Origin of the sequence: Pseudoalteromonas sp. SG41-1 (genome assembly GCF_014164575.1) — a bacterium.
GTDB lineage: Bacteria > Pseudomonadota > Gammaproteobacteria > Enterobacterales > Alteromonadaceae > Pseudoalteromonas > Pseudoalteromonas rhizosphaerae.
In genome coordinates this window covers 16,463-32,546 of sequence record NZ_JACJFL010000035.1, presented here as the reverse complement: position 1 = coordinate 32,546, position 16,084 = coordinate 16,463, and the positions used below count along the sequence as shown (strand labels likewise).

Here is a 16,084-nt window from a genome sequence, read left to right as displayed (position 1 = left end):
ATGTATGGATTGGTTATGTTTTTACCATCAATCTACTGTTGTTTTGTTATTACTGTAGCTTATCTTCCTCTAGACGATTAATTACCACAAAGTGGTTCACTGTTTTTGTGGGCTGCTCGCCGATAGCGTATACTGTTGTGCTTGTAATTTTGACTTATCTATTTTGTGCTAACGGATCAGTTTAAATTTCGCCGTCTTCTTACTCCTTTCTAAAATGATATTAAATAAATGAATGATATAACAGTAGCAACTCATAACGGTAATTTTCATGCGGATGATGTGTTTAGTATCGCCGCACTTAGGCATATTCTTCCTACTTTTAAACTTATACGTACCCGTGATTTAGAATTAATCGCGCAAGCTGACATAGTGATTGATGTTGGCGGCGAATATGACCCAGCTGCTGGACGTTTTGATCATCACCAACGTGGCGGTGCCGGTGAGCGTGAAAATGGCATCCCATACTCATCATTTGGTTTAATTTGGCAAAAATATGGTTTAGAGCTGTGTCAGGGTGACCCAGATGTTGCGCATGCAGTTGATGCCGGTTTGGTATCGACCATTGATGCGATTGATTGCGGTCATGTTGAAGGTGTATCGAAAGGGATCAGTCTTAGCCAAACAATTTCAATGTTTAACCCAACATGGCAAGAGGAAAGTGACTTTGATCGTTGTTTTGATGAGGCGGTTGAATTTGCATCGCGTGTTTTAACACGTTTTATTGCAGCAGCCAGTGGCGGCATTAATGCTAAAGCAATCGTCGCTAAAGCGATTGATAACGCAGATGATGCAAGAGTGATTGTATTAGAGCAATACACGCCGTGGAAAAAAACCGTGCATGCTTTATCGCAAGAAGCGTTATACATGGTTTATCCATCGCATTCAGGCAAATGGATTTTGCAAACGGTGCCTGTTGAACCGGGTTCATTTGAAGACAGAAAGTCACTGCCAAAAGCATGGGCTGGTTTATCAGATGCTGCATTTCAAGCGCAAACGGGCATTGATGACGCAATGTTTTGCCACAATGGCTTGTTTATCGCAGGCGCAGAATCATTTGTAAGTACCATGAAACTTGCTGCTATGGCGTTGCAAGACGAATAAAACTAAGTCACGGTTATTAAAAAGGGGGGAAGCGCTGTACTGGCTTCCCCCCTTTTTGTATTAGTGCCTAAAGTTTTCTAGCAACGCTGGAATACCTGGCAGCATGCCCACCATGGCCATAACACTGGTCAATAATACAAACATAAACAGCGGAATGATCCAGCGACTCATATGGGTAAGCTCAGAGCTGCGCTCTTTACAGCCAATTAAGCCTAAGTTATCGAGCAGCATGGTCAGTGACCAGCCAAACGCTGGGTTTACTAACGTTGAAGCAAATACCACAATAGCTGCTGATTGCGTGGTTTTACCTTCGCGAGTCATTTCCATACCCGCCTCAAGCAGAGGGATAAATACACCCACTATTAACGCCACACACAGTACCGGTTGCCAAATGGCGAGATCCATTGGATAACCCCATATACCTGCAATTACACAAAAAAGTGCGGTTAAAATTGCACCCGCTGGAATAGGGCGCTTAGCAATCGCGGCAGGCACAATATACGTGCCCCATGATGAGGTGAAGTTAGACCCACCTAAAATAGAGCCAAAGGTTTGTCTAACTGATGCACTGAGCATAGTATCGTCAATGTTCATTTGCACTTTTTCAGTACGTTTTGGGTAGCTGATCTTTTGGAATACTTGATGGCCTAAAAAGTCTGGCGACCACATGGCCACTGCCAGTATGGCAAAGGGCAATACGACTACAAAGCTTTCAAGAGTAGGCAAACCTAACATCCAACCGGTGTTTTCACCCCACCAATACATAGGGTTCATATTTGGTAACCCGGGGGCGGTTTTAAATTCAAACGGCGCGCCTAAGGTAAAGGCCGTTAAACCACCAATAAGGCAGCTGAGCGGCACAGCTAACCAACGTTTTTTAAAATGTTCGAGTAGCGCGTACAGTAAAATAGTGGCCAAAATAACGATGAAGGCAATGTGGGTCATTTGAATTTGTTCAGCCCATGCAAACAGTTTCTTTACTTGCGATATAGTGCCTATGAATCCTAAGTAAAGTAATAATCCGCCGCACACCCCTTTACTGGTTAGTCGTGCCAACAAGCTGCCGCCTTTACTGATGGCAAGCAGTAACCCTAAGGCGCCAATGAGTAGCCCGAATGCCATTGGGTGTCCGCCTGCTGCAACAACAATGGGAATTAATGGAATGAGTGGTCCGTGGGTTCCCGCTAAGTTAGCAGTGGGTAAAATAAAACCTGAAAACAAGATGATAAAAATAGCCACTATGAGTAACTCATAGCGTACGTTTTCTAACACAAAGGCGTCACTTAAACCAAGCGGTGCGGCAAAGGTGGCGGCAATAGCGCCTACCATAACAACTTTACCAATTGTCCCTGCCATAGCGGGAATCGTGTCTTCAAATTCGAAGCGGTAATCCCGAAAAGGCAAGTTAGGACGCCAGCGCTTTGGTTGCATAATTTGCAGTTCATGCTCGAGATAATCGTCTCGACTGGCAAACTCAGAGCTTGGTTTATGAAGATTTTTATAGCTATCGGAAACGGTTTGAGTATCGCTTACCTGCTCAGCTTGGGATGACGTGTCATCTTTTGGCGTGGTTGTCATGAATTCTCCTGCAACATTGTTGCTAACTCAAAATAAAAAAACAGCTTGTATAAAGCAATGAATATTGAATCGATAGAATAAAGTAGAGGTTTATCAATTACGATTAGGCAAAGGTCGAGCATGACGGATTAAAGTAGCTTGGCGCAGGTATAGCCAGCAGAGAAGAAAATATTCAAAAGTTAATTTCTATTGTTAATAATCAATACCTTATTTTCATATTTGTTGTTTATTGCTTTGAAAAAGCCAGTTATACGGCATGCATTAATGAATTACTGGGTGCTAAGTCTTTAGTCTAATGGCTAGGAGCTCACTCAAAGCTAAGCTCTGTTTTATTCTGTATAGCCGCCAGGGCGACTGTCTTGCATTAATAGATCTAGTTTTCTTTGTGCTTTTTTATAGTTATCTAAATCGATTACTTCAATCATTTCGCATTCGTCTCTTACCATTTCGGTGATAAGGCTAGGATAGTGGCGGCAATCTTCAGGGCGGTCTAAATAAATACTGCAGGTATATTTATTTGCGGCGAGGGGATTTATTTTTGGGGCTATTTCAAGAAAAGGGCATTGGCTTAGTTTTACTCCCGATTGTGGGTCGTGCCATATTTGGTTATTTTTAACGAACTCAAAGATTTCGGGGTTAAATATCTCCCATAGATCAATCTCTTCTTGCGTGGCGCTCAGATCGCCACCACCGTATTTAATACAGCATTTACCACATTGATTACATTCTTTCATGGTTCGCTAATTTGTAAGATGGACTAATTCTAGTGTATCACCGATTGTTTTTAGTGCAGCTGTGTTTTTGCAGGGGTAATTTGTCAGATGCTATTTTATTTACAACAAGGTCAATTTTGTTCAATACATGGCTTATTGCAACAACAGATAATAAACGCCACTTTAAATAACCTAAGTATACGTTATGACTTTATCAGTGAGCATCTCAATGGCACTATTTGCCTTGGCGGCGTCTATATCACCCGGGCCAGTTAACCTTGTTTCGTTAAGTAGTAGTGCGCGATATGGGGCAAAAAGAGGCTTAATATTTGTGACTGGTGCTACCTTTGGTTTCATTGCATTATTTTTGTTTATTGGTTTTAGTTTGCATTATCTCATTGCGCAATTAGTCTGGATCACTGGTGTATTACAGTGGCTCGGTATCGCTTTTTTACTTTATCTCAGTTATCAATTATTTATCGATGATGGCGGCCTCACAGCTGACGCTAAGCAAAATGCCCCTACCTTTATGACAGGTGTGATCATGCAATGGCTTAACCCTAAAGCGTGGTTGGCTTCTTTATCAGGCATTGCAGCATATAGTCCAGGGGCGCAAGGATTTGAACTGGTTACTTTTGCAAGTTTATATTTACCTATTTGTTGGTTATCACTTGGCTGTTGGGTTTGGCTAGGTATACGGCTCGGGCAGCATTTTCAAAGCCCAGCTAAAATGCGAGTGATGAATAAAATTCTTGCACTATTACTGGCTGGCAGCTGCTTTTTATTATTGATTTAGTGGTTTTAATTTACAGTGATAAAGTACGGCGATATTGCTCGGGAGTTGCCGCTACGCGTTGTTTAAAGACCCGCTGAAAATGCGCTTGATCACTAAAGCCTGCACTGTGAGCGATACTTGCTATTGGCTGGCCTTGTTTTAGTGCTTGCTGACCTAATTGAATACGACGATTTAACCGATAAGCGTGCGGAGTCATATTAAAATGACGTTTAAAAGCGCGCACTAAATAACTGCTGCTAAAGCCAAAAAGTTTACTGATTGCGTTAATTGATTGGTCTTCAAAACAGTGCTCATTCAGGTAGTTCGCTACTTGATATAGCTTATTTGCAGGTAATAACGTTTGCTCGTGTAATGGCTCAACGCAATCAAGGTACGTAAATAATTGCACGAAGTAACTACTTAGCAACGTGCGCTTTTGTGCTGCGGTAAACGTATTTGTCATTAGGTTTTGGCACAAGATAACAAAGTCCTGATAAAGCTGTGGTAGTAGCACTGTATCCAAGCGACTTCCTTGCCAGTTTTGTTGCTTTGTGACGCCAGACTCGAACAATAACGCTGCTAACCAATTTTTATCTATATGCATCATGTAATAAGCCCACACTGAGTTTTGCTTTGGATTACAGGCGTGGACTTCATCAGGGTTCATTAATACTAAATTACCATGTGTTACTTGATGTAGACGATCTTCACAAATGAATTCACTTTGCCCCGCTAAAATTGCGCCAATTGACCATTGCTGGTGGGAGTGGGGAGCATAAGTGACTTTGCGGCCATCTAATACTTGGCGCAGCTCTACAAATGGTAACTCGGGGTCGCGCCAAAAAATAGGGTGTGTTGTTGGGAGCATACTATTTTCCACAATTGAAAACCTATTTCCAGTATACCCCTAGTTGTAGTGTATAAATCTACCCTCAGACTAAATTATTCACCAAAAAATCAGTGAGTAACTGCGTCACTTAGCTACATGCAATTGTGTGCTGAGCGGGTGTGTTTTTTTTAGGTATCACTATTGGTCTGTTTGCACCCGTTAGAGCATAACGCAGATACTTAATTTTGGTATTTCCAGTACGGTGGGTTGCCATAAACTTCACTAAAGTAATCAATACATACTCGAACATTTAACGGTAGTTGTCGTGTATTAGGGTAAATTGCAGTAATGTTTTGTGGTCCTGTTTTTATTGTTGGCGCAAATTCACTTAAGAGTGAAACAAGAGCGCCTGTTTTTAAGCTTTCACCAATTAACCAATCAGGGAATAATACAATTCCCATGTCGTTCAAAGCCCCGATGAACCGCGATAAATTAAGCCCTGATGCTGACTAAGATCAGCCGGCACTTTTGGTGTGCCATATTTTTTCAGATAAGCAGGGGATGCGGCTAAATGATAAGTTTGCAGTCCTAATATTTTAGCATGTAACGATGAATCTGCAAGAGATCCGATACGAAAAATCACGTCAGCGGCATCAATATGCGGATCGATAAAATCATCGGTTTGAGTCAACTCTACTTGAATTTTCGGATAGCGATTTAAAAACTCACCAAGCCAAGGCGCTATGTGTTTTTGTCCGAAAAAAACCGGCGCATTAATTCTTATTAACCCTTTGGGTTGAGTTGCTCTATCTTGCAGCTCGTTACGTACTTCGTTGAGTTGCTCGGTCATTGAGCGCGCATAATCATGAAAAATTCGGCCCGCTTCGGTTGGCATTATTGCTCTTGTGTTACGGTAAAAAAGTTGCTGACCAAGGGCATCTTCAAGTTGCAAAATTACTCTAGAGACCATAGAAGGCGATACATTTTCATGTCGAGCAACAACAGAAAAGCTTTTACATTTATACACGGCGATAAAAAATTTTAACGCTCTGATATTGATCGAACTGAAATCATTCATTTGTGCAAATCCTGCAAAAGTATTTCTTATATAATCCCATTTTTCGCGTTAAAGCTCTAGGTTATTATTTATTCCTTATTAATAGGAGATTTGCATGCAGTTTATTTTGATTTTAATTGTCGTTATGGGAGGAATGGGGCTGTCTGTAGAAGCAGGCTTATTGGGCCCTTTAGGTGGTGAGGTTGGAGAATTATGGGCCACATTTAGTGTGTTTGGTGTTGGTGCTGCTCTTACCTTTATGTTGATGCTATTTTTTAGTCCTCGGAATAGCCCATCTTTTTTCAAACAACCATCATGGACATTGTTAGGTGGCGTGTTGGGGCCTGTTTATGTCGTTATATTGACGTTCACAGCACCTGTGATAGGTATTGCTATAACGATGATCAGTATCTTGATGGGACAAATAGCGAAAAGTTTGCTGATAGATCATTATGGTTTATTTGGTAGTCAACATCGCCAGATTGACCGTAAACGGCTTATGGCACTATTTTTTATTGTCATTGCATTAATTCTGATGGCACAAGGTTAGGGGACGCTAATGACTATAATTATGATAATTCTGGCGGTGATTGGTGGTGCAACCTTGAGTATTCAGGCTGCCATTAATGGCCAATTAGGAAGTAAAGTAGGTGTTTTTCGCTGCGCATTTTTAACCTTTTCGGTGGGTGCGTTGATCACCGGGTTACTTATCTTTTATTTTGAACCTAGGCATGCGCTAACCCTGTTGGATGTGCCAAAGTGGCAATTATTAGGGGCAATGTGTGGAGTACCCTATATCGTGATAATGATGTTTGCTGTGCAGCGAATTGGCACCGCAGTCGCAACGGTTGCGGTAATATTCGGTCAATTATTTATGAGTATGTTAATTGATAATTTTGGTTGGCTTGGTAACGATGTGATTGCTTTTTCGCCAAGTCGTATTGGCGCTGTAATATGTTTGGGTATTGCGCTGTATTTTATTCATGCAAGTGGTAAAGATACAGCAAAAACTGAGAGTTAGCCTTGAAACAATAAAAATTTGGCTGAGGTGATAACTTGTAACAGGGGGGTTATCACCTGATTTGAGCTGAGATTTTTTCCCTGCCTTAGGCTTGATACGCTTTAGAATGAATCATTTTAGTCTCGAGTGTATTAGAATAGTACGCTCTCGGCCTTGTATTTTCTTTCGTTTCGCTTTGAGTTGTTGTTCTTAGCCATGCAAGATAGTTAATTTGGCTGTAATTTCTAACAAAAGGTAATGAAAGAATAATGAATACAAAACTGTATAAATCAGTATTGAACTTAGCCGGTGAGCTAATGAATGCTGCACAGCAGCAAGATCAAGTTACGTTCGATTCACTCTATGGGCAGCTAAAAGCACTGTGTATTGAGCATGAAAATACTGAGAAAGATCATCCTGTACAGTGGGAAACGCTCGCTGATTTTACCGATGAGTTTGCCGATGCGTTGTTGATCTATGAAAAAGCATTAGCTAAAGCTAACGCCATCAATGCGAAAGATTATATGTCGTCAATTGGTTATGCGATGGCAACTATGCATGTTGAACTAGGGCAAACCGAAGCTGCTATCGTAAGTTTACAAGCTGCGCAGGTTAGCGCAAATAAAATTCCTGATAAAGCGCTGAAGGCTGAAATAGCTCAGCTACTACAACAATTACAGTAAAATTAGCTCGTTGATTATGTTTAAGAGGTCACAATAAATGGATGTTACGCTAGGCACTAGCCCTGAACTGATTGCGCAAGCGCATGCTATTCGCCAGCAGGTATTTGTGATCGAACAAAGTATTCCTAAGCAGTTAGATTTAGACGGTTTCGACGAACGAGCTGTGCATGTGGTGGTAACAGATGGCGGTGCTTTAGTCGCTACTGCGCGGTTAGTGAAACGTAATCGACGGTGTGGCGTTATGGCAAGGATTGCAGTGTTAAAGCAATACCGAGGATCCGGCATTGCTAAATTGGTTATTAATGCCTTGTTATCACATGCTGGTAAAATTGGCCTTGAGATCATTGAAATTCATGCACATGCCTATTTGCAAGGCTATTACGAAAGTTATGGTTTTAAATATATTAAAGATGTTGAAATAGTTGGCGAACACCAACTTATTGAAATGCAATGCAGTTTAAAAAGTGAAGTGAGTTAACGCCGTAATGCGCGACGAATTAAGGACTAAGATCATTCAAGTTTGCGACAAAAAAATAGCGGCGAAGGGAGATAATGTTGGGCTGTCGTTTTATGCTTTTTTTGCCAACAAAAATGATGATCCAGAATTACTTATGGAAGCTGCGACATGGTGGATACAAACCCACCAATTAGATCACTTTGTTAAAGCGCGGATCATTAAAACCATGATTGAAAATAATCTGTAATAGCGTGTAGATGTTTGATTGTATATTAACCACAATAGCGGTTGAGATATTTATTTTAGTGAGGTGTAGTGCTGGTGGTTGATAGTTGGATTGCCCAAGGGTTTGGTTTACTCAGCTTTGTTTTAGCATTGGTGTGCTTTTATCAAAAGGATGATCGTCGTTTAAAAATAATGATGGTGGTGATGAATCTAAATCATGCACTGCACTTTTATTTACTCAATGCTATCACTTCATCATTGTGCTGTTTATTTTCAGCGGGGCGTACAGCCGTATCAATGCGGGTAAAATCGGTGTGGATAGCAGCCATTTTTATTATTTTAACCGTGGTTATCGGTTATCTAACAGCCCAGCAATGGACGGATTACCTTGCGATTGTTGCCGCTTGTTTGGGTTGTTTTGCACTATTTTGCTTAACGGGCATCAAAATGCGTGTTTTGCTGTTTGCAGGATCGTGCCTATGGTTGGCAAATAATATAATTGTTGGATCTATTGGCGGCGTGTTATTGGAAGCGACTGTAATTGTTATTAATATATCGACTATCTATAGACTACATAAACAACGCTTTACCCGTGAGGCGCTGACTGAACACGGTTAATAATGAAGAGCTTAACAAAGCCCTTCACAGTAAATGTTAGTTATTGTCTGGTTAACTCAAACATTTGATTTTCTGCTCCTGAGGTACATGTCCATTGCAGAATATTAGCATCATCGGCGGTTTTGCTGCCTGCGACGTCTAAGCACAACTCACTATTTCGGTTGATGATACGCCACTTACCAGAGCCGGCACTTTGCAAACGAAACTGCTGGTTATAGCTCCCTGTGTATGTCCAGATATTGATATTTTCACCCGCTTTAGTTGAATGCGTATAGACCTCTAACCCTTTAGAAGGAGCATTGACTGGTGAAATACGATGCCACACCCCATCGACTGTTGAAATATTAAATTTTTGGCAATCATTATTAAGCCAAGACCACTGCCTAACATTTGCCCCATCTTCACTTTGACAGTTAGCAATATCTAATGATGCACCACTGTGTTTTGGGGTAATGCGGTAAGTACCATTGACTTGTGTATTGGTTGGGTTGCCATTATTGCCGTCGGTATAACCATTGTAGACTTCAAACTCTGCAATTTGCGGTACGCCATTGGCGGAATGAATCACAAAACTTACTTTGGATAAGTTAGTGTTAGAAAAAGTGATTACATTTGGCACAGCACCACCGTTAGTAAGTGTTACACCTGTATCGTAGTTCACTAAAGACCAAGCTGTAATGCTTCCTTTACTGGCTGGGGTTTCAATTATTTTAATCGCATTTATGGTGGTGTTAAGGTTTTTAATATTGATCGTGCCCGTGGTAGCTGACGGTGACCAGTAAGTTGACATATCGCCGTCGTTCACATTGCCATAACTCGAGCCACTGGCTTTAGAACTGCCATCAACACCGGCACTGATAGCAAGATTTTCCCCTGATGGCGTTGGCTCAGGTATTGGATCTGGATCCGGTGTTGGATCAGTTGGGGTAGTCGAGCCACATTGGCCATTCGATGTTTGCAAGCCTTTGTTCGCGCCAGCCGTTGCTGCAATGATGTTGGGTATACACTGTGCATTATCAAGTTGATAGTTATAAGGAATGTTGATTGTTGTGGTTGAGGTCGGATTAGGGCCTGCTGGGTGAAGCTTGTTTTCTTGTTCAGACCAATCGATATTATCCCAAACATTGCCACTGACTTGCCAGTAACCCATATCATTTGTATAAAAAGTACCGAGTGGATCTTTGGAATTTTTAAAGTAGTTGTTTTCGGCGCGCATTTTACCGCCAATTCGTGGATTCATGCCCGATGACACGAGTCCATAGTAGTAGTTGTTGTAAGCATGCGCTGTCGCGTGTCTTAGTAAAGGCGTGCGAGAATTAATATTTTCATAGTAATTGTGATGAAAAGTAACAGGGCCGTTAGTATTGTCACTATCACTTGAGCCAACGAGACCACCGCGTCCAGAGTTGCGCAAAATACTGTAAGATAATGTCACGTATTTGGTATTACTCTTCATATCGAACAAAGCATCATATCCTGAACTTTCGCCACCACTGGCCTCAAGTGTAACGTGATCGACCCAAATATTTCTGACGTTTGACTCCATGCCAATCGCATCACCGCCGTTGGAGGTGGGGGAGCCTGATTTTTTGACGTTTCTAACGTGAACATTTTGAATAATGATATTTGAAGATGAACGAATATGGATGCCTAATTGGTCAAAAAGAGCACCGCTACCAACACCGATAATAGAAACATTACTAATTTCTTTTAGTTCAATTAGATCTGGCCCAGTATTGCAACTATCTCCAGATACTTTACTGGTGTTGTCATGATTTATGGTGCCTTCAACGTGGATGATAATTGGTGTGTCACTTGATGCTCGGTTACATAAAGCCTGGTGAATTTGGGTTCCAGTTGTTGCATAAACAACATCGCCACCAGCACCACCGGTTGTACCACCATTCGTTGCGGCAAAGCCTGACGCATTAGCAAGTGCACTGTTTCCATATATAGCAGTTGTTATGGCCAAAGCATGCAAAGAATATTTAAATAACGTACGTTTATTCATTGGTTGTTCCTAATTATTGTATGTTCAGATCAAAACAATCAAATAAATTAATTGTTAAAAATGTTAACACAATCAAGTCCTGTCTATGCTTGCACTGCAGTGCTACCGGTGGCATTATTGCGCTAAATATGACTTTTTGCAATACTAATTACTGATTGATTAGTTTTAATTTCATTATTTAGTTTTGTTTTTATGCGTTTTAAATAAATATATTTAATTAAAATTAATAGGTTAGGCTTTGTTTTAATTATTTTAAAAAAATATAAAAATAATAACGATTTATTTTCTAGTTTTTATTATAGTGTTTTTTTGATACTTGAAATTTATTTAACATTTGTTCCTTTATTGTTTTTTGATATGACTAGATCTTAGCATGCTACGGGGCTGGTTCTAACGCAGTATATATATGTTTTATGGATGAGTTAGTTGTTTATAGGTGTTGTTGTGAAGTACTAGAGCATGTTGACCTTTCAGAATTAAAATTTGTTTAATCTAGGAGTGATTTAATCATGACAAGAGGTTTTTAACCTAGTGGGCTCGCTACTGCTACCGCGTTATTCTACTGGCGGAAGTAATCTGAGCTTCGGATAATAAATCTATCTCCAGCGGCTATTTTTCAATGTTAACTGCGTTGAATTTATTTGTAATAGGCATGCTATTGACGCGTAAATTCGCCTTATTTTCCCTGAAAATTTTGGCTGGAGAGTAAAAGTAATATTAGTGCTTTAAATCAATGCGTTAGAAAACACATGAACCAAAATTTAGGTTAAGCAACAAAGAGTTAATCGCACTTAGACAGACCACGTTGGCTTGCGAGTTTTTTGAATTTATGATTATTTATAAATACTTACGGTAAAAACTATACTCTAAGAAAGTGTTACACGCTGTGGCATTTTTTATATTTTTTACCACTACCACACGGGCATTCATCATTGCGGCTAATTTTTATATCTGCAACAGGGAAGATCTCACCATCGAGATAACGCCACTGGCCATCTTCTTTTATGAAGCTTGATTTTTCATGCAGCTGGCAAAACAAGTTTTGATAAAAATAGCTAACACAAAATTCAACACAACCAGTGTATTCTTGCTGGTCTGCACTGATCACAGCTAATTTTATAAAGCGGCAACTATTAGCAAAATCAGCAATTTCTTTGATTGGGTTTGCTGCTTGTTTTTTTTGTGCATAAGTTTGGTAAATATACTTAGCATTTTTTAAGGCATAAGCAACAAAGCGAGAGCGCATTAGTTGCTCTGGGCTTGTTGCTTGTATATTGCCTAAGTGCAATTTTTCACAGCAATCGCTATAGCTTTGTTCGCTGCCACATAAGCAAAGACTGTCAGTGAGTGAGGTCATAAATAAAATACGCTTTATTAAAAAACGGCATTTTAACAGCTTATTGTGCTAATGCTATCTCTGTAGCTTGTTGGGTTTTAGTAAAACAGTATAGTTTTGCACTCGCTTGGTCTAACTTTAATGACAGGTTAGCTATTTGATTGTCTTTCACAATGTCTGTCCAGGTGATCACCGCTGCAAAGTTACCGTTATGTAGTGCTGAATTTAGTACATACTCTAAATTAACCAGATGCTTTTGCCTAATCACTAATAGTTTACTGGTATCAATAGAACATGAATCAAGTAAAGCTTTACTTGGTACGTGATCCGGTGCAATCAGTAACGTCCATGCGTTTTTATTATTGTAATGGTGTAACACCTTTAGAAGTTCAAAAGTTGCAGAGATCTCATCTTCTATCTGAATCAAATTTACTGATGCGCTTAAATTATCTTGTTGATAGCTTTTAACTGTTCTGATGGTAATTGGCTGTAACATAAGTTTCACTCACTGGTTGTTTATACAGTACTCATATACAGTAGTTTATACAGTGTTTGTGTGCAAGTGTTTTTTGCTATCTTTTTGAACGATTTTTAAATTTATTTGTTCTTTCTCATTCGGTTTTGGAATGGTTTGTCACACATCTGGAATAAAGAGCCTTACGTGGCAAGGCTTGTAGGGATGGTGCTGTCGTTCCTTATTTGGGTTTTTCTCATAAGGTTTGGAATTTGGTCTTTAGGCTTAAACTAATTAAAACACCAAACAGAAATTCCAATTGAAAATTTTATACTTTATCTTTTTTGATTTAATACGGTATGCATTGCGGTTGAATGTTGTAGCTTATATTAAAAGAGAGGCCTGAAAGCAAAGCTATCTTACAATAAAAATGTATTAAGGCGGTTATGAGCGAGGAGCGCACGGTTAGACAAACTCGTTATTGGACATTTCCGAGTTAGGACTTTAACTCTACTAAGTGAGCTTAAGATTAATATTTCTATGTTCAAGCTCCTCGTTGAGTTAAAGTTACTCCACTTGAATTAAAGTCGTGAGAGCAATTAGAGGCGTTCATGAGTCAATAATGAGCAATGTCATAGTGATTACGTAGCTCATCGTAAGCGACTTTTGCAGAGTAATGTTTTGTTCCTCGCCTTTGTGCATCAAGGTTTAGCTCTTCAGAATTGAATTGATCGTAATATTTCTTAAACCATTTTCTATCGATATTGTAATTCCACGCGATATTGCTTTTATTGGAATCAACGTATCTAGCTAAAACGGAGTTAAAAATAAAGTTGTTATAGTTGCGTACACAGTTAAGGCATATGGCGTTTGATTCTTGTAAAAAACTTAGGTCTAAATAGATAGGATTTTCAAAGAAGCTTTTGTGCTGTTCTATACCTAATTTTATAGCGTTTTTCGATCCCAATAGGCCTGCCCTGTGAACAATACAGTGTCGTATTTGACATAGTTGCTCAAAACTTTTTATGCATTCAACAAGCTCTTTATGTAGTGGAGAGTCGGTTATAGCAATATTTAGGTAACTCTTAGTTGTATCTCGTATGTTTTTTAAAGAAATGAATGTACATTGCTCAAGTAGAGCTTCTGGTAATAGCTTGGCATTGTGATGCATTGCTGCTGCGTATGTAAGCTGCTGCTCTAAGCACTGCTCATATGAAATCTTGTCAATGAGAATTAACTCTCTTAATAAGCACCTAAAGAATGACTCTACATTTGAAACCATACCTAATAAAAAAAGATTATATAAATGGCTGTCCCTTGTTGCATCAATGTGACCATCTCTATCCAAAGAACCCAATTTGACTAAAAGAGCCTTATTTCTTTTTATGTATATATCAATAGGGGATTCATTTTGAATTGAGTGAGACCTGAATAAGCCAGAAGTATTTAACTGCACCGTTGGTGATTCACCCGATACTTTTATATTTAAGTTTTTTTTGTTTTTAGACATTAGGAAAGAAACTCCTCCATAATTCTAGTTGCTTCTTGAATCACACGAGTAGCTTTTTTTTCCCCCACCCCTTTAGCTTTCCTCAATTCTTGAGCAGGATTTACCTCGAATAAAATATCAGCAATAGTCTCTATTCTTGTTTCCTCTGCTATCTTGTTTTTTAACCAACTAGTTAAAGGTAGCTCATCAATTTTTTTACTAGTGAGCTCTTCAAATGTCGATTTATTTAACAGCTCAGTACCACAGAACATACAAAACCTTTGTTCTTCGCTACTTCTAAGGTTTCCGCAATTAGAACAACTAGGGAGGTTTAGTGATAGGCTATCAATATCTTCTTCAGTAAGAAATTCTGTAAAGCTATTCTTTCTTAAAGGGTGTTTCTCTTTTGGAAGTTGTATTAGTTCAGCAAAGTGAGATGCATAGCCTGCTTTACTTACTTGATAAGCCCCCTCATTGAGAAGTAATGTGAAGTGAGGGATGAATCTTTCGTATGTTCTTAAACCATAACTATTTTTGCCATGCTTCACCGGATTTACCCTGACCAGCAAACCTGTTTCTTCTAACAACCTAATCACCAACTGAATATCTTTAGCTTTTTTCCCATACTCATCTTGTTGTAAAACACCAAGGAAGAATTGCTGTTTTTTGTCTGCAATCGAAATTTTGTTTGCTACGGATATATCAGAAACAATTTTATTTATGAGTTTTTGACCAACAGCTACGTAGTTTTTATATTGTGGCTGTTTGGTTGATAAAGTTTTGAACTCTTTTAGTATTATTTCTGCTTGCTCAGTAATAACAGAGTTCAGTTTACTCTGCATAGTCGTCTTAGTAGATGCATGGAATTGGTTGATAAGATTAATAAATGCTCTTGGTACTCCAAATGAGGCATACATGAAGCATTTCTTTATATCGTCCTTTATATCGGTGCTGTAGCGTTTTGAGTATATCTCCTCGAAAAGCTTTACATATTCATCGTCGGCAATACTTGGCCAACAAGGAACACTTTCCGCATCCTGTCCAATATGAAAGCGAGGGCCAAATTCAGTATTTGGATATACTGAAGCTTTGGGTGAAATTTTCGCTGATTTCAGAGCACGGAATACGTCAAAAAATTCAATCATGTAATCTTTCGTAAGTACCAAAGCTGCATCATCGCAAAGTAAGATCGCATGCTTTCGGTTACACAGAAGAATCGCCTCATCAACGATATTACTAACCATGTTCACTGATATCTTGTCCAGTAAAGAGTTGTGCCAATCCCTAACTTGTTGCTTCTCTATTTGATCACAGAAGAGATTTAGGTCATCCCATTGGATTGCGTAAGGGGCTATAATTTCATTGGAATCTTTTTTAAGGTGTCCGAATGTCTCTTTAAGGCCTAACAATATCTTAGATAGAGCCCAGCAATGGAAGTACTGAATTGCTATAGATGAGCTATTTTTGAGGGGTTCCAGTCGTAGATACTTAGATAAAGTCATGTATATAGGTAACGGTTTAGATCGTTGACACAAAGCTTGCTTGTAAGCAATCCTCATATGGTGAGTTTTACCCACTCCTCTCGGACCAACGATTAGCTTCGAACCACGAGATAAAAGCTTCTTGATTACCCCGCTATAAAACTGGCTCTCTGCGGTGATCTCTTCGAGCTCATCAAGAGTCATGTGATCCGCTCTATATTCAAATTCATCCATTAATTTATCCAATTTAAACCCTAACCTCTCTAAATTGCTGGTA

The 16,084-nt window shown here is 39.4% G+C and carries 18 protein-coding genes; 8 read left to right on the top strand and 10 right to left on the bottom strand.

The annotated features are described in order from the left end of the window. Positions 1-228: 228 nt before the first annotated feature. The gene (locus H5203_RS16530) at positions 229-1,101 is read left to right on the top strand and encodes an MYG1 family protein (RefSeq protein ID WP_182820000.1); all 873 of its coding nucleotides are present in this window, start codon (positions 229-231) and stop codon (positions 1,099-1,101) included. 60 nt (positions 1,102-1,161) lie between these two features. Here the strand turns inward: H5203_RS16530 and H5203_RS16525 are convergent, their stop codons facing one another. Together H5203_RS16525 and H5203_RS16520 are read right to left on the bottom strand one after the other, a co-directional pair. Further along, positions 1,162-2,679, bottom strand: coding sequence for a DUF3360 family protein (locus H5203_RS16525; protein WP_182819999.1), 1,518 nt, complete (start codon positions 2,677-2,679; stop codon positions 1,162-1,164). 329 nt (positions 2,680-3,008) lie between these two features. Next, entirely contained in the window at positions 3,009-3,413 is a 405-nt protein-coding gene (locus tag H5203_RS16520) for a YkgJ family cysteine cluster protein (protein ID WP_145241077.1), read from the bottom strand. Between the two features lie 184 nt (positions 3,414-3,597). Here H5203_RS16520 and H5203_RS16515 point away from each other — a divergent pair, with 184 nt between their 5' ends. Beyond that, a complete protein-coding gene (locus H5203_RS16515) occupies positions 3,598-4,188 on the top strand; it encodes a LysE family translocator (protein ID WP_182819998.1) in 591 nt (196 codons plus the stop codon). Between the two features lie 10 nt (positions 4,189-4,198). On the opposite strand, the gene H5203_RS16510 is transcribed toward H5203_RS16515, so the two are convergent. The 3 genes from H5203_RS16510 to H5203_RS16505 all read right to left on the bottom strand — a co-directional run bounded on the left by H5203_RS16510 (position 4,199) and on the right by H5203_RS16505 (position 6,074). After that, positions 4,199-5,035, bottom strand: a complete 837-nt coding sequence (locus H5203_RS16510; RefSeq protein WP_145241073.1) for an AraC family transcriptional regulator — start codon at positions 5,033-5,035, stop codon at positions 4,199-4,201. A gap of 200 nt (positions 5,036-5,235) precedes the next feature. Then, complete coding sequence (locus tag H5203_RS22970) at positions 5,236-5,457, bottom strand: hypothetical protein (RefSeq protein WP_259401963.1); 222 nt, start codon at positions 5,455-5,457, stop codon at positions 5,236-5,238. 5 nt (positions 5,458-5,462) lie between these two features. Continuing rightward, the gene (locus H5203_RS16505; protein ID WP_259401962.1) at positions 5,463-6,074 is read right to left on the bottom strand and encodes a LysR family transcriptional regulator; all 612 of its coding nucleotides are present in this window, start codon (positions 6,072-6,074) and stop codon (positions 5,463-5,465) included. A 94-nt stretch (positions 6,075-6,168) separates the two neighbouring features. On the opposite strand from H5203_RS16505, the gene H5203_RS16500 reads away from it, so the two are divergent. From H5203_RS16500 to H5203_RS16475, 6 genes are all read left to right on the top strand, one after another. Beyond that, positions 6,169-6,603 (top strand): DMT family transporter, encoded by a 435-nt coding sequence (locus H5203_RS16500; protein ID WP_182819997.1) that lies wholly within the window; start codon positions 6,169-6,171, stop codon positions 6,601-6,603. A 9-nt stretch (positions 6,604-6,612) separates the two neighbouring features. After that, on the top strand, positions 6,613-7,074 hold the full coding sequence (locus H5203_RS16495; protein WP_182819996.1) for a DMT family transporter: 462 nt from the start codon (positions 6,613-6,615) through the stop codon (positions 7,072-7,074). A 245-nt stretch (positions 7,075-7,319) separates the two neighbouring features. After that, positions 7,320-7,736, top strand: a complete 417-nt coding sequence (locus H5203_RS16490; RefSeq protein WP_182734977.1) for a tetratricopeptide repeat protein — start codon at positions 7,320-7,322, stop codon at positions 7,734-7,736. Between the two features lie 37 nt (positions 7,737-7,773). Continuing rightward, a complete protein-coding gene (locus H5203_RS16485) occupies positions 7,774-8,214 on the top strand; it encodes a GNAT family N-acetyltransferase (RefSeq protein WP_182819995.1) in 441 nt (146 codons plus the stop codon). Positions 8,215-8,221: 7 nt separating this feature from the next. Next, positions 8,222-8,440 carry a DUF6500 family protein gene (locus H5203_RS16480; protein ID WP_145241061.1) on the top strand — a complete coding sequence of 73 codons (219 nt, stop codon included), beginning with the start codon at positions 8,222-8,224 and terminating at the stop codon, positions 8,438-8,440. 74 nt (positions 8,441-8,514) lie between these two features. Next, entirely contained in the window at positions 8,515-9,036 is a 522-nt protein-coding gene (locus H5203_RS16475; RefSeq protein WP_182732200.1) for a YgjV family protein, read from the top strand. Positions 9,037-9,076: 40 nt separating this feature from the next. On the opposite strand, the gene H5203_RS16470 is transcribed toward H5203_RS16475, so the two are convergent. From H5203_RS16470 to H5203_RS16450, 5 genes are all read right to left on the bottom strand, one after another. Next, positions 9,077-11,047: an RICIN domain-containing protein gene (locus tag H5203_RS16470; RefSeq protein ID WP_182819994.1), complete on the bottom strand. Its 1,971-nt coding sequence runs from the start codon at positions 11,045-11,047 to the stop codon at positions 9,077-9,079. Positions 11,048-11,924: 877 nt separating this feature from the next. Then, a complete protein-coding gene (locus tag H5203_RS16465; RefSeq protein ID WP_182732198.1) occupies positions 11,925-12,404 on the bottom strand; it encodes a YchJ family protein in 480 nt (159 codons plus the stop codon). Positions 12,405-12,444: 40 nt separating this feature from the next. Beyond that, on the bottom strand, positions 12,445-12,879 hold the full coding sequence (locus H5203_RS16460; RefSeq protein WP_145241055.1) for a SulA-like leucine-rich domain-containing protein: 435 nt from the start codon (positions 12,877-12,879) through the stop codon (positions 12,445-12,447). Positions 12,880-13,453: 574 nt separating this feature from the next. After that, complete coding sequence (locus H5203_RS16455; protein WP_182819993.1) at positions 13,454-14,347, bottom strand: hypothetical protein; 894 nt, start codon at positions 14,345-14,347, stop codon at positions 13,454-13,456. Then, complete coding sequence (locus H5203_RS16450; protein WP_182819992.1) at positions 14,347-16,053, bottom strand: zinc ribbon domain-containing protein; 1,707 nt, start codon at positions 16,051-16,053, stop codon at positions 14,347-14,349. The genes H5203_RS16455 and H5203_RS16450 overlap by 1 nt, the downstream gene beginning before the upstream one ends. Between the last annotated feature and the right edge of the window lie 31 nt (positions 16,054-16,084).